Here is a 20,628-nt window from a genome sequence, read left to right on the forward strand (position 1 = left end):
ACGGGCAGGGAGCCTGCCGGAAGCCGGAACCGGCTTGAGGGAGGCGGCCGTTCTCCCGGGTGATGAACGTCGATGCCGTCGTGCTGGACGTCGACGGCGTGCTGGTCGACGTCGCGGACTCCTACCGGCGCGCCATCGTCGAGTCGGTCGACCGGGTCTACGGCGCCACCATCGCGAAAGACGACGTGCAGTCGTTCAAGAACGCCGGCGGCTTCAACAACGACTGGGAGCTGACCTACGCCGCCGCCCTCTTTGTCCTGGCGCGCCGCGAGGGGATGGACCGCTCGCTGTCGGGCTTTACCGCGGCGGTCGAGGGGATGGGCGGCGGCCTCGACGCCGCGCTGTCGGTCGTCGCCGAGGAACTCCCGCCCGCCGCCAACGAGCAGGTTCTGGGCGAGTGGGACCGCGACCGCCTGCGCGAGACCTTCCAGGCGCTGTATCTCGGCGCGGACCTCTACCGCGACCTGGAGGGCGGCGAGCCCCCGCTCTCGGCGCCGGGGTACATCCACGACGAACCCGTCCTCGTGACGGCCGACACCGTGGCGGCGCTGACCGACCGCTGGCCCGTCGGCGTGCTCACCGGTCGGCCGGCCGCCGAGGCCGAGATCGCCCTTGAGCGGGCCGGGCTGGACGTCCCCCCCGACCACCGCTTCACCATGGACGACTGGCCGGCCGCGAAACCCGACCCCGGTGCCCTGGTATCGCTGGCCGAGGCCTTCGAGGCCGACCGGGTGGCCTTCGCCGGCGACACACTGGACGACGTCCAGACCGCGGTCAACGCCACCGAGGCCGACGACCGGACCTACCTCGGGGTGGGAGTGCTCACCGGCGGATTGACGGGAGCGGAGGGCCGCGAGCGCTTCGAGCGCGCCGGCGCCGAGGCGGTCGTCGAGACTGTCAACGACCTGCCCGGGCTCCTGTCGTGACTCGCGCCCCCGCCCCCGCGATGCGGGATACGGTGACGGTTTTCCTGCTCGCAATCCTCGCCTGCGCCCCGGTCGTCGCGCCGCCGACGCCGCTGGCGGCCGCCATCTACCTGGGCGTTTCCCTCTCCTTTACGGGCTTCGTGGCCCTGCTGCTGGTCGTCGCCTTCGACTACCGTCGGGTCCGGCTCACCCCGCTCCCCGTTCTGGTGACCGTCGGGCTGGCTGCCGCGTTCGCGCTGGCTGCCAGGCTCGCGCTGACCGGCACGGTGACGGGCTTTCTCCGCGGCCTGCTCACTGCGGGCGCCGGCGGCCTCGGCCTCGGCGTCGGGCTGTGGGTCGCCTACGACGGCCCGCTCGACCGGCTCCGCGGGGACTGACACAGGTGCTCGCTTCCCCAGACTGCCGCGCCCGGCAGGTACGCTTTTCACTGCGGCGCTACCCCGTCCGGCATGGACGACTGTTACCGCATCAGGGTCCCGACGCCCTTCGCCGTCGGCCGGGTGAACTGCTACGTGCTCCACGGCGACGGCCTCACGCTGGTCGACCCCGGACCGGCCAGTGAGGATTCCCGCGAGGCGCTCGCGGAGGGGCTCGCCGAAGAGGGCCACGAGCTGAGCGACGTCGACCGCGTGCTCGTCACCCACCCGCACATGGACCACTTCGGCGACGCCGCCGCCATCGCCGCCGAGTCGGGCGCGGAGGTCTGTGCCCACACCGACGCCGTCGAGTGGCTGGCCGACCCCGACGCCCAGTTCGAGCGCGAGCAGGAGCTGTTCGAGCCCTTCCTCGTCTCGATGGGGCTGCCCGAACGGCTGAGCGATACAGTCATCTCGCTGCCCGAGACCTACCGGGATTTCCGGGACCCCGTGACCGTCGACCGCGAACTCGAGGAAGGTGACGTCGTCGACGCCGGCATCGACCTCGAGGTCATCCATACGCCGGGCCACGCGCCGGGCTCGGTCTGCTTTCTCGCCGCCGGCGAGGCCATCTTCACCGGCGACCACCTCCTCGGCCACATCTCCCCCAACCCCCTGCTTACGACCCGGCCCGACGACCCGACCGAGCGCACCCGGAGCCTCCCGGACTACCTCGACGCCCTGGAGAAGATCCAGGGGATCGACGCCCCGGTCGGCCGGCCGGGCCACGGCGACCCCGTGACCGACGTCGACGGCCGTGTCGCGGAGATCATCGAACACCACCGCGAGCGCGAGGAACGGGTCGCGAACATCCTCGCCGCCGAGGGACCGATGACGGCCTACGACGTCACCCAGGAGCTGTTCCCGGACCTGCCCGCCACCGAGCTCTTTCCCGGGATGTCCGAGACCATCGGTCACCTCGACCTGCTGGAGGACGAGGACCGGGTCGCCATCGAGGAGGCCGATGGCGTCGTGACCTACGACCTGGCGGGGTGAGGTGGGTGGTGTTTAGTTAGGAGGATTCCGGCTCGAGGTTCAGTCCAGCAAGAAAGCCCCGACCTGTTCGACTCGGGGGGCTCTCACGGTTCCCTGTGGTCACCGTTCGAGCAGGCCGAGGTCTCCCTTCGGTCGACCTCGCGCTCGCTGCGGTCCTCACTCACTGCGTTCGTTGCGGTCCTTACGTCGCCCGCCGTCCTCAGAAATCTCCGATTTCTGATGTGCTCCGAAATCGCGCTGCGATTTCCGACCGTCGTCGAACAGGTCGCCCCTTTCAGTCCCACCCACTTCGGCTGTCCAAGCCGGGCGGGACTGAAAGGGGCGACTGGCTCCGCGAACCCCGCCGTCCGCGGCGCGTCGCGCCGCGGGCTCGGGAGAGCTTCGCTCTCCCGGTGACGCAAGCACGCGACCGCAGGGAGCGCGCGTGGTTCGAGAGAGCGAAGCTCTCTCGTCATCTGCTCACGGCAGCGAAGCTGCCGTTCGCATGGTTCGCGGGACGGAGTCCCGCGCTCATCTCGAAAGAGCGCGCAGCGCTCTTTCGGTGACAGCGAGGCGCGGGAGCGGAGCCAGCCGGGGGCTTTCTTGCTGTTCTCAGTGTCCCTGACAGCACGACAGCCTAACTAAACACTCCCCTCACACACCTGGTTTGGCCGTCTTGTCGCACCTCCCTCACTCCCGCGGCACCCCGAGGTCCTGCATCTGCCCGCCACAGCCGGGACACTCCTCGGGCTGGTGGTCGGCCTCGACGCGCTTCCCACACTCCATACACTCGTAGGTGAACGGCGGTTCCCTGTCGTAGGGGTCGACCTCTTGCTCTCCCATGTGCTACCGTTTGCCACGGAGCGGGTAAAGAACGTCGGCGATTCCCGTCCGCCGGGAACTGTCGGCGCGCCCTACACGCCGAAGGCGTCGGCCAGCCCCTCGCGGTAGCCCTCCGTCCGGTCCTCGACGACCCAGTGGAAGGCCCCCTCCAGCCGGACGACCTCGCCGTCGCCGGCGACGTCCTCGGCGAGGCGTTCGCCGTAGGCGAGCGGCTGCATCACGTCGTCGACCCCCCACAGGCAGGTGACGTCGGCGGTGATCGCCGCGTAGTCGAGCTCCGTCGTGTGGTTGGTGTTCGTCGCCACGGCGTCTCGCGACAGGGAGCGTCGGCCCTCCTCGGTGAGCCAGGGGACTTTCATCCCTTCGACGAAGTCCTTGTGGTCCTCCGCGTCGCCGTAGAGGCCGTCCCCGAAGGCGAAATCGAGCTGTCCCTCCAGTTCCTCGAAATCCATCTCCGTGGTGTCGGGCAGCCCGAGGTTCGAGACGAACTCGACGGGCCAGGAGTCGTAACAGACGGCGTTCGAGAGGACGAGATTCTCGACCGCTTCCGGTTCGTGGGCGGCCATCCGGAGCGCGGCACCCCCGCCGATATCGTGGGCGACCAGCGAGACCGGCCGGTCGACCCCGAGGTCGTCGAGCAGATTCCCGAGCATGTCCTCCTGTGCACGGACCGAGCGGTCGAAGCCGTCGCGCATGTCGGAGTTGCCGTAGCCCGCCATGTCCGGCGCGAGGACGTGGTAATCGTCTTCCAGTACTCCGACGACGTCCCGCCAGAGAAAGGACCAGGTGGGGATGCCGTGGAGGAAGACGACGGTGTGGTCCGCGGGGTCGCCGCCCTCGTAGTAGGCGACCTCGACCTCGTGGTCGTCGAGCCCGACTGTCGTGCTGTCCTGCTTGGCGGTCCACTCCTCGTGTGTCGTCATGTGCGGGGCGTCTCGCGGGACGGTTGTATGTGTTCCGGCGCGCCGGCCGTCAGCGGCGGACCCGCCGGACCGACTCCGCGACCAGCACCGGGTCGGTCGTCGTGTTCGGTTCCGCGGTCTCCGGGTAGAAGGCCACCCGCCCGCAGGTCGTGTGGCACGTCTCGAAGGTGGGCGCCTCCGGGATCCCGAAGTCCGCGGGCTCGCGGTAGTTGGCCGCGATGGTCCAGCGCCGCGCGAGCATCCGTCCGCCGGGGTCGCGTCCGGTCATCAGCGGTGCCGGCTAGTCGATGCCCAACCATACGTCACGCCGCCAAGTACTCCCGGGTTTTAAGAGCGACCGCCGGTGTAACCCCCGCCGGTCACGACCGCGACGGCGCGTGTGCGCCGGAGAAGGGTCCCGGGCCCGGTCAGGGCCGCTCGGCCGAGAGGACGTTCACACAGGAGATGCTGCCGGTGGCGTTGCGGCCGATGCCGGCGTTGTGCTGGAGGCCGTATTCGGGGTCGTTGCCGACCTGGACGGCGCCGGCCTCGCCCCGCAGCTGTTCGTAGATCTCGTTGATCTGTGCGACGCCGGTGGCGCCGATGGGGTGGCCCTTCGCGAGCAGGCCGCCCGACGGATTCACGGGCGTCTCGCCGTCGAGTTCGGGCGCGCCGGAGTCGATGAACTCCCCGCCCTTGCCCTTCTCGCAGAAGCCGAGGTCCTCGTAGGTCACGAGTTCGGTGATCGTGAAGCAGTCGTGGACCTCGGCGACGTCGATCTCCTCAGCGGTGATCCCGGCCTCGTCGTAGGCCTGGCTGGCGGCCTGGGTGCTGGCGGGGAAACCCACGAGCGCCTCGTCGTCGCCGCGCAGCAGACTGTCGGTCGAGAGACCGGAGCCGGCGACCCAGACGGGGTCGTCGGTGTACTCCTCGACGACGTCCTCGCTGACGACGATGGTCGCGGCGGCGCCGTCGGTGACCGGACAGCAGTCGTAGAGGTTCAGCGGGTAGGTCACCTGCGGCCCCTCGACGACGTCCTCGACGCTGCAGGTGAACTGGTAGTGGGCGTGGGGGTACTTCGCGCCGTTCTCGTGGTTCTTGACCGAGACCTTCGCGATCTGCTCGCGGGTGGTCCCGTACTGGTGCATGTGGCGGGTGGCGCGCATCCCGAAGAAGGCGGGCATGGTCACGCCCCGGCCCCGCCAGACCTGGTCGAGTGCCGCCCCCTCGATCAGCCCCTCGGCGGAGTCCCGCATCTTCTCGGCGCCCAGCACCAGCGCCACGTCGGCCTGCCCCGCCCGGACCGCGGTGGTCGCCTGCCGGAAGGCAGTACTCCCGGTCGCACAGGCGTTCTCGACCCGGCTGGAGGGGATGCCGAACAGGCCCGTGGAGTGGGAGGCTCCCAGGCCACTGGAGGCGTCGTTGGCGATGTCGAGCGTCCCGAAGAAGGCGGCGTCGATCTCCCCGGGTTCGATCCCGTGGTCGACGTCCTCGACCGCGTTCATGAAGGCCTGCTCGGCCATCTCGTCGAAGGACTGCTCGAAGAGCTCGCCGAAGTCGATGATGCCGGCACCGGCGATGGCGACGTCCCTCATAGCCGGTCACCCCGCGGGCGCTTGAACTTGAAGGAATTCACCGGCAGGCCGTCGATGTCGAACATGGTCCGGAAGTCGGCCTCGGCCTCCATCCCGATCTCGACGTCGTCGGGGTTGGTCTCGGTAAAGAGACCGTACACCCGGGCGGGCTCGCCGCCCCCCTGCTGGGGGATGTCGACCACCGCCACGGGAAGGGGCGTCTCGAACTCGTCGGGGAGGCGTTGCTGGACGACGTAGGACTGGACCGTCCCGCGCTCGGCCAGCTGGACCTCGTTCCAGTCGGGGTACTCCCCACACCGCTTGCAGACCTCCCGTCGTTCGGGGATGGTCACGTAGCCACAGGAGCCACACTCCCAGGCCTCGAGCCGTTCGTTGGCCGCGCGGTCGCGGACGAAGGGCGGCTCGTGCATCAGGCGTCACCTCCGAGCTGTTCGCGGAAGGAGAGGTGTTTGGCGTACGTGACGTACTCCTTGCTGTCGAGGTACTCCTGGACTGTCATCTCTGGTGTCGTATCTTCCGAGACGTCGACCGCGACGGCGTCGCTGCCGCCGGGGCCGTACGAGGCCAGCAGGACGCGCTCGCCGGCCGACGCCTCGTCGAGCGCCGCCGCGAGGTCGAGCAGGACGCCGCCGGCACCCGCGTACCCGACCGCGTCGAAGGTGCTGTGCAGGTCCGCATCGAGGTCGACGGCGCCGGCGGCCCGCTCGCCCCAGCCGCCGTCGTGTTCCGGGAAGACGCCGTGGTCGGCGTCGGCGTCCTCGAGAGATTCGACCGCGCCGGTGACGGCCTCGAGGTAGTTTTTCCGGTTGAACCGGCCGTCGCCGGTGACGGGCGAGCCGTCCCGCTTGAACCGGCCGACGTAGCCCGTGGTGTGGCTGGCGGCGTCGGCGAAGGCCCCGACCTCCTCGTCGCCGAGCACGAGCGCGCCGGCGCCCGCGCCCGCGGTCTGGAGTTCGCCGCTGTCGGGGTCGGCCCGGAGGACGTCAGCCGCGACCACGAGTGCGGTCTCGCAGTCGTTCGCGACGGCGTCGCGGGCGGCGAGGACGGCGTCGGTGGCCGCCCGCGCCGAGCCCTGGAAGTCGCCGGTCCGGACGTCGGTGCCGGCGCCGAGCGCGTGGCCCACGTGGGCCGCCACGCCCCGCTCGTCGAAGGGGTCGGAGGTCGTCGCGGTGAACACCGCGTCGACCGCCTCGCCGTCGGCGCCCGCGTTCGCGAGGGCGTTCTTGGCCGCCTGTACACCCAGCGTGACGACGTTCTCGTCGTGGGCGGGGACGGCCGTCTCCCCGCCGCCGGCGTAGCCGCCGTGTTGCTGTGCGATGTCGGCCCGCTCGACCCGGTAGAGCGGGACGTACGCACCGTAGCCGCGTATCCCTGTCATGTTACCACACGCCACTGACGCGGCCGCCGATAATAAAGATCCGTGATGCGGGTCGGCCCGACCGTGACGGCGTCGGTCGTCCGTGTCGAGACGGCGTCGGTCGTCCGTGTCGGGACGGAGCCGTCCGGACACGGAGTCAAAGCCAGTGTCGGACCCCGGCCGCCCGGACTGGCGCCGTTCAGTCGCCGCCTTCGCTGATCCGCGGGACGCCCTTGGCGGTGACCGTCTCGCCGATGAGATAGGAGGCTGCGTCGCTCGCGAGGAACTGCGCGAGGTCGGAGATCTCCGAGGGGACGCCGATCCGGCGGTCGACCTCCTCGCGGTCGATCTCCTGTGCCTCGACGCCCATCTGGGACTCGACGCCGGGCGTGAGCACGAGGCCGGGCGCGATGCAGTTGACGCGGACGCCCTTCTCGGCCCACTCGACCGAGAGCGTGCTCGTGAGGTTGATCACGGCGGCCTTGGCGGCGCCGTAGGGGCTCATCTCAGGGGAGCCCTGCTGGCCGGCGACGCTGGCGAAGTTGATGACCGTCCCGCCGCCGTCGGCGAGGTAGTCGCCGGCGACCTGCGTGCAGTGGTAGGTGCCGTGGAGGTTGATGTCGACGATCGTCTTCCAGCCGTTGGGGCTGAGCTCGTCGAAGGGGGCCATGAAGCTGGCGCCGGCGTTGTTGACCAGGCAGTCCAGCCCGCCGAACTCCTCGACGGTCGCCTCCACGAGCGCCTCGACGGCGTCGCGGTCGGTCACGTCACACTCGATGGCCAGCGCCCGGCCGCCGTCGGCGTCGTTGATCCCGTCGGCGACCTCGTCGACTTTCGACTGCTCGCGCGAGCAGACCACCACGTCGGCGCCGTCGGCGGCGAACTGTTCGGCGATCTCGCGGCCGATCCCCTGGCTCGCGCCCGTGATGATCGCGGTCTGTCCGTCGACGCTGAACCGGTCGAGGCTCATCGGATATCACTCCTGTGTGTCATTGGTGCACCTACGACTGCGTGAGGTCGGCTAATAAAGGTCCGCCACACCGCCCGGCGGGACGCGACAGCCGCAGAGGGAGGCCCCGCGCTACGTGTTTCTGTTCGAGAGGGCGGTTTTGAGCCGGTCGAGCCCGAGTGTCACGACGAACAGGGCACTGCCCAGGTACAGGAGCGACTGGGGATTCGTAATGAGAGCGTTGCCGTAGCCGACAGCCGTACTCAGGTACCCGAGGAGGGAGGCCGTCCATCCGACGCCGGTGATCCCGGCAACCTGGTCGAGGACGTTCTCGTTCACCGTCAGTTTCGTCTTCAAGAGGCGGAACATACGACGCGTAAGGTCCGCTTACCGGAGCGAGGGTATGAAGCTACCTTCGCGGTACTGGCAACGTTGTTACCAGTCGGCGTCGGTTGGACGCGGGACACGCTCCGGAAAGTACGTCGCGCGTGCTGCTACTGTGGGCTGCGACGGGAACAGGTGTGGACCGCAACGGAAGACGGGTGTGCGCAACTCGTCCCGAAGAGACGGAGAGAACGCAGGCAAACGGTCGCAGTCTAGAGGATCTGGTCGGCGATGATGTTCTTCTGGATCTCCGAGGTGCCCTCGTAGATCTTCGTGATCCGGGCGTCGCGGTAGTAGCGCTCGACGGGGTGGTCGGTGACGAAGCCGGCGCCGCCGTGCACCTGGATGGCCTCGTCGGCGACGTCGACGGCGTGCTCGCTCGCGAACAGCTTGGCCATCGAGGCGTACTTCGCGGCCATCATCTCGTTGTCCTCCTCGATCTGGGCGGCGGCACGGTAGGTCAGCGACCGGGCGGCCTCGACGTTGGTGGCCATCTCGGCGATCTTGTGCTGGATGGCCTGGAACTCGCTGATCTTCTGGCCGAACTGCTCGCGCTCGCCCGCGTACTCCTGGGCGGAGTCCAGCGCGGCCTGGGCGACGCCGACCGCCTGGGCGGCGACGCCGGTGCGGCCGGAGGCGAAGAAGTTCATCAGCTGGTAGAAGCCCTTGTTCTCCTCGCCGATGACGTTCTCCTCGGAGACGCGGACGTCGTCGAGGATGACCTCGCCGAGGTCGGAGGAGCGGATGCCGAGCTTGTTGTCGATCTTCTCGGTCTTGAAGCCCTCGCGGTCGGTGGGCACGAGGAAGGCGGTGATGCCGGCGTGGCCCTCGCCGGGGTCGGTCTTCGCCATCACGACACCGACGTCGGCGACGGTGCCGTTGGTGATCCACATCTTGTTGCCATTAATAACGTACTCGTCGCCGTCCTTCTCGGCGGTGGTCTCCATGCCCGCCACGTTGGAGCCGTGGGCGGGCTCGGAGATACAGGAACAGGAGACGGCGTCACCGGCGGCGATCGGCGGCAGCCACTCCTCTTTCATCCACTCGTCGCCGTACTCGATGATCATGTTGGTGCCGAAGCCGGCGGAGCCGATGGCGCTCCCGATGCCGGGGTCCGCGCGCCACAGCTCCTCGGTGACGATCATCGACGAGAGGGCGTTCATCCCCGCGCCGCCGTACTCGGTGGGGATGCCCGGCGCGACGAAGTCCAGTTCCGCCGCCTTCCGGCGGAGGTCCTCGGGGTACTCCCGGTTCTCGTCGTGCTCGCGCGCGACCGGCTTGATCTCCTCCTCGCCGAACTCCTTCACGGCGTTACGGATCGCCTGCTGTTCGTCGGTGAGCTGGAAGCTCATAGTCGATCCGTCGGAATACGCGGGAAAGTATCTTTCCATGGTCCTGAGCCGTGTAACTCGCTCACAACGTTTGTCCAGTTCGGTCGCCGGCGGATACCCCGTCGGCCCCGGGTCGGAGGGTCCGGGGCCAGCCGGCGAGCCGGCGTTCCGCACGGCTTTTGTCGCTGGCGGTGAAAACGGGTGTAGATGCACTCGCGAGGCTGCGAACAGTGCGCCAAGGGCGGCAAGATGGTCGTCTTCGTCTACGGCTACTGTGACCAGCGGGACTGCTTCTACTGTCCGCTCGGGGAAAACCGCAAGAACGTCACCGACGTCTACGCCAACGAGCGGAAAGTCGAGTGCGACCAGGACCTGATCGAGGAGGCCCGCCGGATGGACGCGCTGGGGTCCTCTATCACCGGCGGCGAGCCCCAGGAGGTCCTCGACCGGACCTGTCGGTACATCTCGCTGCTGAAAGACGAGTTCGGCGACGACCACCACGTCCACCTCTACACCGGTATCACCGGCGGCCGCGAGAACATGCGCCGCCTGGCCGAGGCGGGGCTGGACGAGATCCGCTTTCACCCGCCGCTGGAGCTGTGGGGTGACCTCCACGGCACCGAGTGGGAGGACATTCTCTATATCGCCCGCGAGGAGGGGATCACCCCCGCCTTCGAGATCCCCGGGATCCGCGGCGAGGAGGAGTTCCTGGAGTTCCTGGACGAGGGCGCCGCCGACTTCTGTAACGTCAACGAGTTCGAGATGAGCGACGGCAACTTCCGGCGGATGCAGGAGGAGGGGTTCGAGCGCCGGGAAGGCCACATGAGCGCCGTCGAGGGGAGCCACGAGGTGCTGGAGACGATGGGCGACCACGAGAAAGTCTACTTCTGTACCTCCGTGTTCAAGGACGCCGCCCAGCACCGCAACCGCCTCAAGCGGATGGCTCAAAACGTCCGCCGGCCCTTCGACGAGGTGACCGACGACGGAACGCTCGTCTACGGGAAGACGTGGGTCGAGCCCGCCCGGTTCGAGGAGCTCGGCGTCCCCGGGGAGTTCTACACCGAGAAGACCGACCACCTCGAACTCGCCTGGTGGCTGCTCGAGGAGATGGTCGAGGACGGCGACGTTCCCGAAGGGGAGATCGTCGAGCAGTACCCCACGGTGGAGGGGACGGTCGTCGAGCGAACGCCCGTCGTGCCGGCCGACGACGCGGCGGCCGGCGGGTCGGAGTCCGGCACCACCGCCGACTGAGGGTCCGCCGGCGCCATGACCTACCTCTCCCATCCCGTCCGGCGGATGTGCGAGGAACCCGTCGAGGGTGAGGACGTCTCGCTGCGCGTGACCGCCGCGGAGGACACCGACCCCGGGGCCCTGGCCGGCCGTCTCGACGAGGTCGGCACCGTCGAGAAGCGCCTCCGGTTTGGGGCCTTCCGGGTGACCGTCCCCCAGCCCCGCCTCGACGTGCTCCGTGGGCTCGACGGTATCGAGGCGATAGAGACGGCGAACACGCTGGGGGTCGATGCGGGCGACGCCGGCGAGGACGTCGGCTCCGGGGAGTGAACGGGCTACCTGTTCTGGTAGACGTAGGTGAGCTGTGGGTAGGGGATGTACGCCGCCCGGCGTATCTCGCCGTCGACCTCCCGCTTCAGGTGGACGCCGTTCGACCCCTCGACGACCTCGTGGACGCCGTCGATCTCGGTACCGTCGCTGAGTTCGGCGGTCATGTGGGACATGCCGCGTTGACCTACCGGTCGACGGCGTAAATCCTCCCGGCCGGAGGCAGGCCGCGACCGGAGACGGCGCCGCGGAGTGCGGCCGCTACACCGTCACGAAACGCGGGAGACCTGAAGACGCAGAGACCGGTCGGTCAGGCGCCGGCTTCCTGGAAGGCCGCCTCGATGTCCTCGGCCTGGGTGACGCCGACGAAGCGCTCGACGATGCCGTCCTCGTTCTCGATGATCAGCGTCGGGAGCGAGCGGACCTGGTACTCGTTGGCGACGTCCTGCTGCTCGTCGACGTTGATCTTCTCGAAGGAGACGTCCTCGTACTCCTCCTCGAGGTCCTCCAGGATCGGGTCCTGGGTCTTGCACGGGCCACACCAGTCGGCGTAGAAGTCCTTGAGCGTGACTGTCATACGGCCCGGACGTTGGCTACGGCGTCTGATAAGCGTTGTCCACTCCGGCGTGGCGGCGACACGAGCGCCGGACGCGACCGGCGCCTCGCGGCCGCAGCGACGAGTAGGGGACGCGCACGCGGGTCGAAACGCTTAGGCCCGCCGGCCCACGAAAGCAGGGTATGAGCTCAAGCGACGGTGGCGGGCTGATGTCCAGCGCGGGCCTCGTCCGGTACTTCGAGGCCGAGGACTCGAACGCCATCCGCATCGACCCCAAGACGGTGTTCACCTTCGGCGCCCTGTTCGGCGTGCTCGTGCTCCTCCTGCGGCTCATCATCTAGGCGTCCCCTCCAGCCGGACGCGCATTCGAGCCGGGGGAGCTTTGAACCGGGCAGCCCCAGGCCGACCATGACCGTCCGGATCCGCGGGATCTACGCGACCGCCCTGACCGCGCTGCTTGAGGATATCGTCCAGGCCTCGCCGCCGATCCGCGAGCGGTTCGAGGCCACCCTGCCGGCCGAGCCCGCTGCGGCGGGCGTCGCGACGACCGACGACCGCCAGGGCGTCGTCGTCTCGGGCGAGCCCGACCGGGTCGCCGCTGTCGTCGGCCGGCTGCGGGACGTGGCCGTCGACACCCTGGCCTGGGACGCCGACCTGCCGCTGGGCGGCGTCTACGCCGGGACGGTCACCGAGGAGCTCCGTCCCGGCGCGGTCGTCGACTGCGGCGACGGCGAGGGGTTTCTCCCTTACTCCGAGACCGAGCGCCACGTCGAGACCGGGGACAGCCTGCGGGTGCAGGTCGCCGAGCCCGCGCCGCCGTGGGCCGACGACCGCCCGCGCCTGGAGACCACCGTCCGGGTGCCGGGTCACCTGGTCGAACTCGTCCGCGGGGGGACGGCGAGTGTCGGGACCGGGAGCCCGGAGCTGGCCGACCTCGTCCCCACCGAACCGCCGGAGGGGTGGGCGCCGAGCTGGGGCCGGGACAGCGACGACGCCGACCTCAACGCGCTGGATGAGGCACTCGCGGCGGCCGCCGGGCACGCCGAGGCCATCGACGCGGGGCTGGCCGACGGGCCGCCCGTCGGGGACGGACCACACCGCTACTGGGCCGGCCTCGACACCGCCTTCGTCTGGTTCGGCCGGGAGTCGCGGTTCGCGCTGGACGAGCGACGCCGCGAAGTGACTGCGACCATGCCCGGCCACCACCGTGTCAAGGCCGGCGCCCGGGCCGCGAGCGCGGCCGTCGACTTCGTGGAGGCGGTCTGTCCCGAGGCCGGCGCTGGCGGCAGTCGCGGCGGCAGCGTCACCGGCGACGGCGGCGACGCGTTCCCCTTCGGCGCCGTCACCCGGCAGTTCGGGCCACGGGAGGGCGACACCGTGCGGCTCGACCACGGCAAACCCGACGGCCGGCGGGTCGTCCTCGGCGAGGCCGACGTCATCGAGCGCGACACGGGCGGGACCATCAGAGTGCGCCGGGAGATGGCCTCGCGGGGGACCTACGACGCGCTCGGGACCGAGCGCCGGCCCGGCGACGTCGCGGTGACGAAGCTCACGGAAGGAAAGTGGTGGTACCCGACGGTCTACCGGAGCGCCGACGGCGAGTCGAGGGGGACCTACGTCAACGTCTGTACGCCCGTCGAGGTGTTCCCGGAGGCCGTCCGCTACGTCGACCTCCACGTCGACGTGGTCAAGCGGCCCGACGGAACTGTCGAGCGCGTCGACGACGACGAACTCGATGCCGCCGTCGAGGCCGGCGAGGTCCCCGAACCGCTGGCCGAGCGGGCGCGCCAGGTCGCCGACGCCGTCGAGAACGCGCTGTAGCGGCGACAGTGATTTATCCTGTTGTATGCTATCAACCACCATGGTCGACCAGCTACCGGACCTCAGCGAGGAGGAACGCGAGGCGTTACACAGCGTCGAACTCGGCCTGGAGTGGCTCCGGCGCGCCCACGGTGACCTGGTCGGGGTCCACCACAAGACCGGCCACGCGATGGACCACTTCGAGCGGGCGGAGGCACAGTTGCGTGCGTCTGACTACGACGGGCTGGCGGACGCGCTCCGGTGTGAGTACCTGCCCAGGGGAGCCATCGACGACCGGTGGACCTACGACCTGCTGGAGAGCTTCGAGGAGGGCTTTCTGTCGGACCTGGCCGGTTTCGAGGAGCGCGCTCGCGAGGAAGTCGCCGACGGGAGACGCCACGTCGCCGAGCGCCACCAGGAGCGGGAGTGGCGCGAGCGGGCCCGGGAGGACGGCGACGGCACCGACCGGCGCCGGTGACGGCGGACGCGCCGGTGTCGCGAGCCCTGTCCCGGGGCGAGCACCACTCCGGAGCGAGTGCCGGCACACACCTTTATGGTCGTATCAGGAGACGCGATCAGTACAATGCGCGCAGCAGTTTTCCAGGACGTCGACGAACCGTTCGAGATCACCGAGGTCGACGAGCCGGAGTGTGGACCGGAGGACGTCGTCATCGAGACCGAGGCGTCGGGGATCTGCCGGTCGGACTGGCACGTCTGGCAGGGCGACTGGAGCTGGGTCGGTATGCTCCCACAGGAGGGGCAGATCTTCGGCCACGAGCCCGCCGGGACCGTCGTCGAGACCGGCGAGGAGGTCGGGTCGGTCGAGGTCGGCGACCAGGTGACCGTCCCCTTCAACCTGAGCGACGGGACCTGCCCGCACTGCCGGGCGGGGCTGTCGAACATCTGTGACAACCTCGTCCCGCTGGGGTTCACACCGGACGCCCAGGGGGCCTGGGCCGAGCGGTTCAGGGTGCCCGACGCCGACCAGAACGCGGTCGTCCTCCCCGACGGGGTCGACCCGGTCGACGCCGCCGGCCTGGGCTGTCGCTTCGCCACCTCCTTCCACGGCGTCAACCACCGCGCCGACGTCGAGCCCGGCGACTGGGTCGCCGTCCACGGCTGTGGCGGGATCGGCCTCTCGGCGGTCCAGATCGCAAACGCCGCCGGCGCGAACGTCATCGCGGTCGACCTCCAGGACGAGAAGCTCGAGTTCGCCGAGGACCTGGGGGCCGTCGAGACGGTCAACGCCGCCGAGGTCGACGACCCCGCGGGCCAGGCCGCGATGATCGCCGGCGGCGGCTGTGACGTCGCCGTCGACGCGCTCGGGATCGAGACCACCTGCCGCAACGCCATGGACAGCCTCGGCAAGCGGGGCACCCACCTCCAGCTCGGGCTGACGACCGGGGAGGAGGAGGGCGAGGTGCCGCTGCCGGTCGACGAGATGGTGTTCACCGAGCGCGACTTCGTCGCCTCCTTCGGGATGCAGCCCAACCGGTTCGACGAGATCTTCGAGATGATGGGCTCGGACAAGCTCGACCCCTCGAAGATCATCGGCGACACCGTCGCGCTCGACGACGTCCCCGAGGTGCTGGAGTCGATGTCCGACTTCGACACCATCGGCTTCCCCGTCATCACCGAGTTCTGAGCGGGCGGCGTCGGCCGGGGACACCGGCCGGTAGCAGAGCGTTCAACCCCACGGAGCCCCGAGCGGGGGTATGATCTCGCCGGATCTGTCGGGGCGAGTCGGACTCGTCACGGGCAGCGCGAAGGGTGTCGGCCGCGAACTGCTCCTGTCGCTGGCCGACTGTGGCGCGGACGTCGCAATCCACTACCGGACCAGCGACGGGGCCGCCGAGGAGGTCGCGGAGGCGGCCCGCGAGCGCGGCGTCGACGCGGCAGTCGTTCAGGCCGACGTCACCGACCCCGACGACGTGGACGGGCTGTTCGACGCCGTCGAGGCCGGCCTGGGGCGCGTGGACGCCCTGGTCAACAACGTCGGCGCGTTCGCGCCCCGCCACTGGACCGAGATCGACCCGGAGACCTGGGCGACGGTGATGGACACCAACCTCACCGCCACCTACCTCTGCTGTCGGCGCGCGCTGCCGACCATGCGGGAAGTCGGGTTCGGCCGCATCGTCAACGTCGGCTACGCCTCCAGCGAGAAGGGGCTCGTGAGCCCGAAGAACTTCCCGTACTTTGCCGCCAAGGCCGGCGTCCTGATGTTCACGCGGATGCTCGCCGCCGATACGCAGGACGTCGACGTGACGGTCAACGCCGTCTCCCCCTACGTCGTCGAGAACTCCGACGAGTTCCCCGAGGAACTCCCGCGGGACCGCCCCGCGGACTTCGAGGACATGGCCCAGTCGATGCTGTTCTTCCTGGAGGAGGACAGCGACTACATCAGCGGGCAGAACGTCGAGGTCAGCGGCGGGTGGCTGCCCGAGCGGGTCTAGTTCCCCTGGATGGCGTCGATGACCATCGCCGCGGTGACGATGGCGTCGGTGGGCACGCCGCCGGCGTCGTCGATGGTGATCTGGTAGCGGTCCCGCAGGGAGAGTTCGCCGTCGATCTGACCGACGTGGCCGCCGTCAGGGCCGGTGATCTCGTACTTGTGGGGGATCAGCGGGCCTACGATGGGGATGAGGTTTCGGGCGAGGGTGACCGCGGCCCCGCGGGAGGTGATCCGGCCGACGACCGCCTCCGTCTCGCCGTGCCGGACGGTCCAGACGTCCTGAAATATCGAGAAGTCGTTGTCGAGAAGCGCTACCCGGTCGCCGGTCTCGGCGTCGATGATAGCGTAGTTGCCGGCGACATCGAGAATCTGACCGGCCTCGACGGTGAAGACCTCCTCGCCGTCGGCGTCCACGAAGGGGAACTCCTCTTTCATCTTGAGGAGTTTCTGTTTCCCCCGGACGACGAGATCGCCGTCCGAGTCGTAGGCGGCGTACTTGTTGCGGATCAGCGACTGTTCGACCGTGTACTGGTCGTCGTCGAGGTCGAGCGCGGAGCCCCGGCGCGTGTCGTCGGTGGCCATCGGTCGAACCGAGACCGCTGTGTGGAATAATCCTTGTGTCCGTTCGACCCCGTGGCCGTCGCTCCGGCGGCGGCGGCGGGGAACCGACAGCGTTTCACGGGTCCCGTCCCTGCCACTGTGCAATGAGCCGGGACACCATCGAGGTCCGCGGGGCCGAGGAACACAACCTCAAGGACATCGACGTCACCATCCCCCGGGAGGAGCTGACCGTCGTGACCGGTCTCTCGGGGTCGGGGAAGTCCTCGCTTGCCTTCGAGACCGTCTACGCCGAGGGGCAACGGCGCTACATCGAGTCCCTCTCGGCGTACGCCCGCAACTTCCTGGGCCAGATGGACAAGCCCAAAGTCGAGAACGTCGAGGGGCTCTCGCCCGCGATCAGCATCGACCAGAAAAACGCCGCCAACAACCCCCGCTCGACGGTCGGCACCGTCACTGAACTGCACGACTACCTCCGTCTCCTCTACGCCCGGGTCGGCACCCCACACTGCCCGGAGTGCGGTCGGGAAGTCGGCGAGCAGAGCGCCCAGCAGATGGTCCGCCGGCTGCTCTCGCTGCCCGAGGGGACACGTGCGAAGCTGTGTGCGCCCGTCGTTCGGGACCAGAAGGGAGCCTTCGAGGACCGCTTCGACGACCTCGTGAGCGAGGGGTACACCCGCGTCGAGGTCGACGGCGAAGAGTACGATCTGACGGTCGAACGGCCGGAGCTCGACGAGAACTACGACCACACCGTCGACGTGGTCGTCGACCGCGTCAAGGTCAGCGAGGAGGCCCGCTCGCGCATCACGGATTCGGTCGAGACCGCCCTGGCGGAAGCCGGCGGCGTCCTGAAGGTGATCCTCCCGGACCCGCCCGCCGATACCGGCGACCTCGGCGGGTCGACCGCCCGCTCGACGGGCGACCTCGCCGACGACGAGGGAGGGGCCGGCGACGGTGACGACCGCCTGACCGTCGAGTTCTCGGAGGACCTGGCCTGCACCCACTGCAACATCGACATCTCCGCCATCGAGACCCGTTCCTTTTCGTTCAACAGCCCTCACGGCGCCTGCCCGGAGTGCGAAGGGCTAGGATCGACCAAGGAGGTCAGCGAAGACCTGGTGGTCCAGGACCCCTCCAAGCCACTCAAGCACGTCTTCGAGCCCTGGAGCTACAACCGCACCTACTACTCCCGGCAGCTGGACAACGTCGCCGAACACTTCGGCGTCTCGCTGGAGACGCCCTTCGAGGACCTGGACCCAGAGGTCCGCCGGCAGTTCCTGTACGGCACCGACGACGTCGTCCACTTCGAGTGGACCACCAAGAACGGCACCCGTGAGAAGACCGAGCGCTTCGAGGGCGTCATCAACAACCTGGAGCGCCGGCACGTCGAGACCGACAGCGACCGGGCCCGCGAGCACATCGAGGAGTTCATGGCCGTCACCACCTGTCCTGCGTGTGAGGGGACGCGGCTGAAAGCGGAGTCACGGGCGGTCCTCGTGGACGGCACCTCCATCACCGAGGTCAACGAGATGTCCATCGGCGACGCCCGCGACCACTTCGAGGGGATGGAGAGCCGGATGGACCAGCGGGAGACGAAAATCGCCGAGGAGATCCTCAAGGAGATCCGCGCCCGGCTGGGGTTCATGTGCGAGGTCGGTCTCGAATATCTGACCCTGGACAGGGAGGCCTCGACGCTCTCGGGCGGGGAGAGCCAGCGGATCCGGCTGGCGACCCAGATCGGCTCCGGGCTGGTCGGGGTGCTCTACGTCCTCGACGAGCCCTCCATCGGCCTCCACCAGCGGGACAACGACCGCCTGCTGAACACCCTGGAGGAACTGCGGGACCTGGGGAACACCCTCCTCGTGGTGGAGCACGACACCGAGACGATGCGGCGGGCGGACAACGTCATCGACATGGGGCCGGGCCCCGGCAAGCGCGGCGGCGAGGTCGTGGTGAACGGCCCGCTGGCGGAGGTGCTCGCCACCGAGGAGTCGGTGACCGGCGATTACCTCTCCGGCGAGCGCTCCATTCCCGTTCCCGACACGCGCCGCGAGCCCGACTGCGGGGAGGGCTCGGACGGCCACCTCACGGTCAGGGGCGCCCGCCAGCACAACCTCAAGGACGTCGACGTGGACCTGCCGCTTGGCTGTTTCACGGCGATCACGGGCGTCTCGGGGTCGGGCAAGTCCACCCTGATGCACGAGGTGCTCTACAAGGGGCTGGCCCGCGAGATGAACGACAACACCAGCGTCGACCCCGGCGAGCACGACGCCATCGAGGGCCTGGAGCAGGTGGAGACCGTCAGGCTGATCGACCAGTCGCCGATCGGCCGGACGCCCCGCTCGAACCCGGCAACCTACACCAACGTCTTCGACTACGTCCGGGAGCTGTTCGCCGAGACCGACCTCGCCAACCGGCGGGGCTACCAGAAAGGTCGCTTCTCCTTCAACGTCAAGGGTGGCCGCTGCGAGGAGTGTGGCGGCCAGGGCACCGTCAAAATCGACATGAACTTCCTCTCGGACGTGCAGGTCCCCTGCGAGGAGTGTGGCGGCGCCCGCTACAACGACGAGACCCTCGAGGTCGAGTTCCGCGGGAAGACCATCGCGGACGTGCTCGACATGACCGTCGACGAGGCCTACGACTTCTTCGAGAGCCACAGCCAGCTCCGCCGGCGGCTGAAGCTGCTGAAAGACGTCGGCCTGGGGTACATGCGCCTGGGCCAGCCCTCGACGACCCTTTCGGGTGGCGAGGCCCAGCGCGTCAAGCTCGCCGAGGAGCTGGGCAAGAAGGACACCGGCGACACGCTCTACCTGCTCGACGAGCCGACCACCGGCCTGCACCCCGCCGACGAGCGCAAGCTCATCGACGTGCTCCACCGGCTGACGGAGGAGGGCAACACGGTCGTCGTCATCGAACACGAGCTCGACCTCGTCAAGAACGCCGACAACATCGTCGACCTCGGGCCGGAGGGCGGGGAGCGCGGCGGCGACGTCGTCGCCACCGGGACGCCCGAAGAGGTCGCCCGGGTCGAGGATTCGCACACGGGCCGGTACCTCCGGGACCTCCTGCCCGGCGTCGACCTGGAGGGGCCGCGTGCCGACCGGGAACCCATCGGGGCACCGGCCCCGGAAGGCGAGCGCGAGGGCGAACAGGCGACCGGTGCGGGCGCCGGCGACGACTGACCCTGGCGGCTCCGACCGAGAGCGCGGGCCGGGTGGGTATGGTGTCGCCAGCGCCATGTTTTAGTCACCGTCGGGAGCACGGGCACGCATGGCGACCGCAGACCGGACTCTCGGGGGGATCGGCGGCCTGGCACAGCGTGCGAACCCGGCGTTTGCCGGGGCGGCTGTCGCGATACCGGTACTCGCACTCGCCGGCGCGATCGCGTCGAACGACCCGCGGGCGCTGGTCTACGTCCACGTGATGGCCGGCGTCCTCTGGACCGGCGTCGACATCTTCATGGGCGCCGTCCTGGGCCCGGTCGTCGGCGGCCTCGACCCGGAGGAACGGGGCAGTTTCTTCGCGAAGTTCACCCCGAAGATGACCTTCCTGATGCCGGTGCTGGCGACGGTGACGATCACCGCCGGGATCGTGATGGGGCTGAACCGCGGCTTCCCGAACTTCATGCCCTGGCTGGCGCTGATGACCGCCGCCACCACCATCCCCATCGTCCTCCTCATCGGCCACCAGTTCGACGCGCTGACCGACCGGAAGACGCTCGCCGCGCTCGCTGTGGCCGTCGTCGGGAGCGGCGCCTTCCTCGCCACCACGCTGCCCGAGTTCGGGATGACCTCGCCGTGGATCGTCGCCACACTCGTGATCGTCACGCTGCTGTCGGTCCAGGGCTTCGGCGTGATCCTCCCCGGCGAGGTCCGGATCTACCGCCAGCTCACCTCCGGCGACCCCGACTACGAGCTCGTCGGCGAGATCGGGATGCGCAACGCCAAGCTCGGCGGCCTCCAGGGCGCGATGCAACTCGCCATCGTCTTCGTGATGGTCGGCCTCCGGTTCGGGCTCTGGGCCTGAC

At 69.3% G+C, this 20,628-nt stretch carries 24 protein-coding genes; 12 read left to right on the top strand and 12 right to left on the bottom strand.

Going from position 1 to position 20,628, the window contains the following annotated elements; translation table 11 throughout:
• Positions 1–62: 62 nt before the first annotated feature.
• From GN153_RS11670 to GN153_RS11680, 3 genes are all read left to right on the top strand, one after another.
• Entirely contained in the window at positions 63–926 is an 864-nt protein-coding gene (locus GN153_RS11670; RefSeq protein WP_159902949.1) for a TIGR01548 family HAD-type hydrolase, read from the top strand.
• Positions 923–1,303: a hypothetical protein gene (locus GN153_RS11675; RefSeq protein WP_159902951.1), complete on the top strand. Its 381-nt coding sequence runs from the start codon at positions 923–925 to the stop codon at positions 1,301–1,303. The genes GN153_RS11670 and GN153_RS11675 overlap by 4 nt, the downstream gene beginning before the upstream one ends.
• Positions 1,304–1,375: 72 nt before the next feature.
• Complete coding sequence (locus GN153_RS11680; protein WP_159902953.1) at positions 1,376–2,338, top strand: MBL fold metallo-hydrolase; 963 nt, start codon at positions 1,376–1,378, stop codon at positions 2,336–2,338.
• Positions 2,339–3,007: 669 nt separating this feature from the next.
• Here the strand turns inward: GN153_RS11680 and GN153_RS11685 are convergent.
• The 9 genes from GN153_RS11685 to GN153_RS11725 form a co-directional block, all read right to left on the bottom strand.
• The gene (locus GN153_RS11685) at positions 3,008–3,160 is read right to left on the bottom strand and encodes a rubrerythrin-like domain-containing protein (protein WP_159902955.1); all 153 of its coding nucleotides are present in this window, start codon (positions 3,158–3,160) and stop codon (positions 3,008–3,010) included.
• 71 nt (positions 3,161–3,231) lie between these two features.
• Positions 3,232–4,083: an alpha/beta fold hydrolase gene (locus GN153_RS11690; RefSeq protein ID WP_159902957.1), complete on the bottom strand. Its 852-nt coding sequence runs from the start codon at positions 4,081–4,083 to the stop codon at positions 3,232–3,234.
• Positions 4,084–4,132: 49 nt separating this feature from the next.
• A complete protein-coding gene (locus tag GN153_RS11695) occupies positions 4,133–4,351 on the bottom strand; it encodes a hypothetical protein (protein ID WP_159902959.1) in 219 nt (72 codons plus the stop codon).
• 139 nt (positions 4,352–4,490) lie between these two features.
• The gene (locus GN153_RS11700; protein ID WP_159902961.1) at positions 4,491–5,657 is read right to left on the bottom strand and encodes a thiolase C-terminal domain-containing protein; all 1,167 of its coding nucleotides are present in this window, start codon (positions 5,655–5,657) and stop codon (positions 4,491–4,493) included.
• On the bottom strand, positions 5,654–6,067 hold the full coding sequence (locus tag GN153_RS11705) for a Zn-ribbon domain-containing OB-fold protein (RefSeq protein WP_159902963.1): 414 nt from the start codon (positions 6,065–6,067) through the stop codon (positions 5,654–5,656). Before GN153_RS11705 ends, GN153_RS11700 begins: the two co-directional genes overlap by 4 nt.
• On the bottom strand, positions 6,067–7,035 hold the full coding sequence (locus tag GN153_RS11710; RefSeq protein WP_159902965.1) for a hypothetical protein: 969 nt from the start codon (positions 7,033–7,035) through the stop codon (positions 6,067–6,069). Before GN153_RS11710 ends, GN153_RS11705 begins: the two co-directional genes overlap by 1 nt.
• Before the next feature lie 178 nt (positions 7,036–7,213).
• A complete protein-coding gene (locus GN153_RS11715) occupies positions 7,214–7,984 on the bottom strand; it encodes an SDR family NAD(P)-dependent oxidoreductase (protein ID WP_159902967.1) in 771 nt (256 codons plus the stop codon).
• Between the two features lie 111 nt (positions 7,985–8,095).
• Positions 8,096–8,332: a hypothetical protein gene (locus GN153_RS11720; protein ID WP_159902969.1), complete on the bottom strand. Its 237-nt coding sequence runs from the start codon at positions 8,330–8,332 to the stop codon at positions 8,096–8,098.
• 227 nt (positions 8,333–8,559) lie between these two features.
• On the bottom strand, positions 8,560–9,699 hold the full coding sequence (locus GN153_RS11725) for an acyl-CoA dehydrogenase family protein (protein ID WP_159902971.1): 1,140 nt from the start codon (positions 9,697–9,699) through the stop codon (positions 8,560–8,562).
• A 186-nt stretch (positions 9,700–9,885) separates the two neighbouring features.
• Between GN153_RS11725 and GN153_RS11730 the strand changes: the two genes are divergently transcribed.
• Together GN153_RS11730 and GN153_RS11735 are read left to right on the top strand one after the other, a co-directional pair.
• Complete coding sequence (locus GN153_RS11730) at positions 9,886–10,929, top strand: radical SAM protein (RefSeq protein WP_159902973.1); 1,044 nt, start codon at positions 9,886–9,888, stop codon at positions 10,927–10,929.
• A 15-nt stretch (positions 10,930–10,944) separates the two neighbouring features.
• Entirely contained in the window at positions 10,945–11,238 is a 294-nt protein-coding gene (locus tag GN153_RS11735) for a hypothetical protein (protein WP_159902975.1), read from the top strand.
• Positions 11,239–11,243: 5 nt separating this feature from the next.
• On the opposite strand, the gene GN153_RS17535 is transcribed toward GN153_RS11735, so the two are convergent.
• Positions 11,244–11,411 (bottom strand): hypothetical protein, encoded by a 168-nt coding sequence (locus GN153_RS17535; RefSeq protein ID WP_201287882.1) that lies wholly within the window; start codon positions 11,409–11,411, stop codon positions 11,244–11,246.
• 134 nt (positions 11,412–11,545) lie between these two features.
• Positions 11,546–11,812, bottom strand: coding sequence for a thioredoxin domain-containing protein (locus GN153_RS11740; RefSeq protein ID WP_159902977.1), 267 nt, complete (start codon positions 11,810–11,812; stop codon positions 11,546–11,548).
• Between the two features lie 161 nt (positions 11,813–11,973).
• Between GN153_RS11740 and GN153_RS11745 the strand changes: the two genes are divergently transcribed.
• From GN153_RS11745 to GN153_RS11765, 5 genes are all read left to right on the top strand, one after another.
• On the top strand, positions 11,974–12,132 hold the full coding sequence (locus tag GN153_RS11745; protein WP_159902979.1) for a preprotein translocase subunit Sec61beta: 159 nt from the start codon (positions 11,974–11,976) through the stop codon (positions 12,130–12,132).
• Positions 12,133–12,199: 67 nt separating this feature from the next.
• Positions 12,200–13,612, top strand: a complete 1,413-nt coding sequence (locus GN153_RS11750) for a DUF402 domain-containing protein (RefSeq protein ID WP_159902981.1) — start codon at positions 12,200–12,202, stop codon at positions 13,610–13,612.
• A gap of 40 nt (positions 13,613–13,652) precedes the next feature.
• Complete coding sequence (locus GN153_RS11755) at positions 13,653–14,069, top strand: hypothetical protein (protein WP_159902983.1); 417 nt, start codon at positions 13,653–13,655, stop codon at positions 14,067–14,069.
• A gap of 105 nt (positions 14,070–14,174) precedes the next feature.
• Positions 14,175–15,236, top strand: a complete 1,062-nt coding sequence (locus tag GN153_RS11760) for a zinc-dependent alcohol dehydrogenase family protein (RefSeq protein ID WP_159902985.1) — start codon at positions 14,175–14,177, stop codon at positions 15,234–15,236.
• A gap of 70 nt (positions 15,237–15,306) precedes the next feature.
• A complete protein-coding gene (locus tag GN153_RS11765) occupies positions 15,307–16,044 on the top strand; it encodes an SDR family NAD(P)-dependent oxidoreductase (protein ID WP_159902987.1) in 738 nt (245 codons plus the stop codon).
• On the opposite strand, the gene GN153_RS11770 is transcribed toward GN153_RS11765, so the two are convergent.
• On the bottom strand, positions 16,041–16,625 hold the full coding sequence (locus GN153_RS11770; RefSeq protein ID WP_159902989.1) for an LURP-one-related/scramblase family protein: 585 nt from the start codon (positions 16,623–16,625) through the stop codon (positions 16,041–16,043). The two genes, GN153_RS11765 and GN153_RS11770, sit on opposite strands and share 4 nt — an antisense overlap.
• A gap of 122 nt (positions 16,626–16,747) precedes the next feature.
• On the opposite strand from GN153_RS11770, the gene uvrA reads away from it, so the two are divergent.
• Both uvrA and GN153_RS11780 read left to right on the top strand, forming a co-directional pair.
• Complete coding sequence (uvrA, locus tag GN153_RS11775) at positions 16,748–19,783, top strand: excinuclease ABC subunit UvrA (protein WP_159902991.1); 3,036 nt, start codon at positions 16,748–16,750, stop codon at positions 19,781–19,783.
• Between the two features lie 88 nt (positions 19,784–19,871).
• Positions 19,872–20,627, top strand: a complete 756-nt coding sequence (locus GN153_RS11780) for a hypothetical protein (protein WP_159902993.1) — start codon at positions 19,872–19,874, stop codon at positions 20,625–20,627.
• The last annotated feature ends 1 nt before the right edge of the window (position 20,628 follow it).

Source organism: Salinirussus salinus (assembly GCF_009831455.1).
Taxonomy (GTDB): domain Archaea; phylum Halobacteriota; class Halobacteria; order Halobacteriales; family Haloarculaceae; genus Salinirussus; species Salinirussus salinus.

Excerpts from the sequence above, each read along its gene's own strand:
- GN153_RS11710 (WP_159902965.1), bottom strand. The coding sequence starts at position 7,035 with ATGACAGGGATACGCGGCTACGGTGCGTACGTCCCGCTCTACCGGGTC.
- GN153_RS17535 (WP_201287882.1), bottom strand. The coding sequence starts at position 11,411 with ATGTCCCACATGACCGCCGAACTCAGCGACGGTACCGAGATCGACGGC.
- GN153_RS11730 (WP_159902973.1), top strand. The coding sequence starts at position 9,886 with ATGCACTCGCGAGGCTGCGAACAGTGCGCCAAGGGCGGCAAGATGGTC.
- GN153_RS11695 (WP_159902959.1), bottom strand. The coding sequence starts at position 4,351 with ATGACCGGACGCGACCCCGGCGGACGGATGCTCGCGCGGCGCTGGACC.
- GN153_RS11720 (WP_159902969.1), bottom strand. The coding sequence starts at position 8,332 with ATGTTCCGCCTCTTGAAGACGAAACTGACGGTGAACGAGAACGTCCTC.
- GN153_RS11680 (WP_159902953.1), top strand. The coding sequence starts at position 1,376 with ATGGACGACTGTTACCGCATCAGGGTCCCGACGCCCTTCGCCGTCGGC.
- GN153_RS11670 (WP_159902949.1), top strand. The coding sequence starts at position 63 with ATGAACGTCGATGCCGTCGTGCTGGACGTCGACGGCGTGCTGGTCGAC.
- GN153_RS11705 (WP_159902963.1), bottom strand. The coding sequence starts at position 6,067 with ATGCACGAGCCGCCCTTCGTCCGCGACCGCGCGGCCAACGAACGGCTC.
- GN153_RS11765 (WP_159902987.1), top strand. The coding sequence starts at position 15,307 with ATGATCTCGCCGGATCTGTCGGGGCGAGTCGGACTCGTCACGGGCAGC.
- GN153_RS11700 (WP_159902961.1), bottom strand. The coding sequence starts at position 5,657 with ATGAGGGACGTCGCCATCGCCGGTGCCGGCATCATCGACTTCGGCGAG.
- GN153_RS11735 (WP_159902975.1), top strand. The coding sequence starts at position 10,945 with ATGACCTACCTCTCCCATCCCGTCCGGCGGATGTGCGAGGAACCCGTC.
- GN153_RS11715 (WP_159902967.1), bottom strand. The coding sequence starts at position 7,984 with ATGAGCCTCGACCGGTTCAGCGTCGACGGACAGACCGCGATCATCACG.
- GN153_RS11750 (WP_159902981.1), top strand. The coding sequence starts at position 12,200 with ATGACCGTCCGGATCCGCGGGATCTACGCGACCGCCCTGACCGCGCTG.
- GN153_RS11780 (WP_159902993.1), top strand. The coding sequence starts at position 19,872 with ATGGCGACCGCAGACCGGACTCTCGGGGGGATCGGCGGCCTGGCACAG.
- GN153_RS11760 (WP_159902985.1), top strand. The coding sequence starts at position 14,175 with ATGCGCGCAGCAGTTTTCCAGGACGTCGACGAACCGTTCGAGATCACC.
- GN153_RS11725 (WP_159902971.1), bottom strand. The coding sequence starts at position 9,699 with ATGAGCTTCCAGCTCACCGACGAACAGCAGGCGATCCGTAACGCCGTG.
- GN153_RS11745 (WP_159902979.1), top strand. The coding sequence starts at position 11,974 with ATGAGCTCAAGCGACGGTGGCGGGCTGATGTCCAGCGCGGGCCTCGTC.
- GN153_RS11685 (WP_159902955.1), bottom strand. The coding sequence starts at position 3,160 with ATGGGAGAGCAAGAGGTCGACCCCTACGACAGGGAACCGCCGTTCACC.
- GN153_RS11690 (WP_159902957.1), bottom strand. The coding sequence starts at position 4,083 with ATGACGACACACGAGGAGTGGACCGCCAAGCAGGACAGCACGACAGTC.
- GN153_RS11740 (WP_159902977.1), bottom strand. The coding sequence starts at position 11,812 with ATGACAGTCACGCTCAAGGACTTCTACGCCGACTGGTGTGGCCCGTGC.
- uvrA (WP_159902991.1), top strand. The coding sequence starts at position 16,748 with ATGAGCCGGGACACCATCGAGGTCCGCGGGGCCGAGGAACACAACCTC.
- GN153_RS11755 (WP_159902983.1), top strand. The coding sequence starts at position 13,653 with ATGGTCGACCAGCTACCGGACCTCAGCGAGGAGGAACGCGAGGCGTTA.
- GN153_RS11770 (WP_159902989.1), bottom strand. The coding sequence starts at position 16,625 with ATGGCCACCGACGACACGCGCCGGGGCTCCGCGCTCGACCTCGACGAC.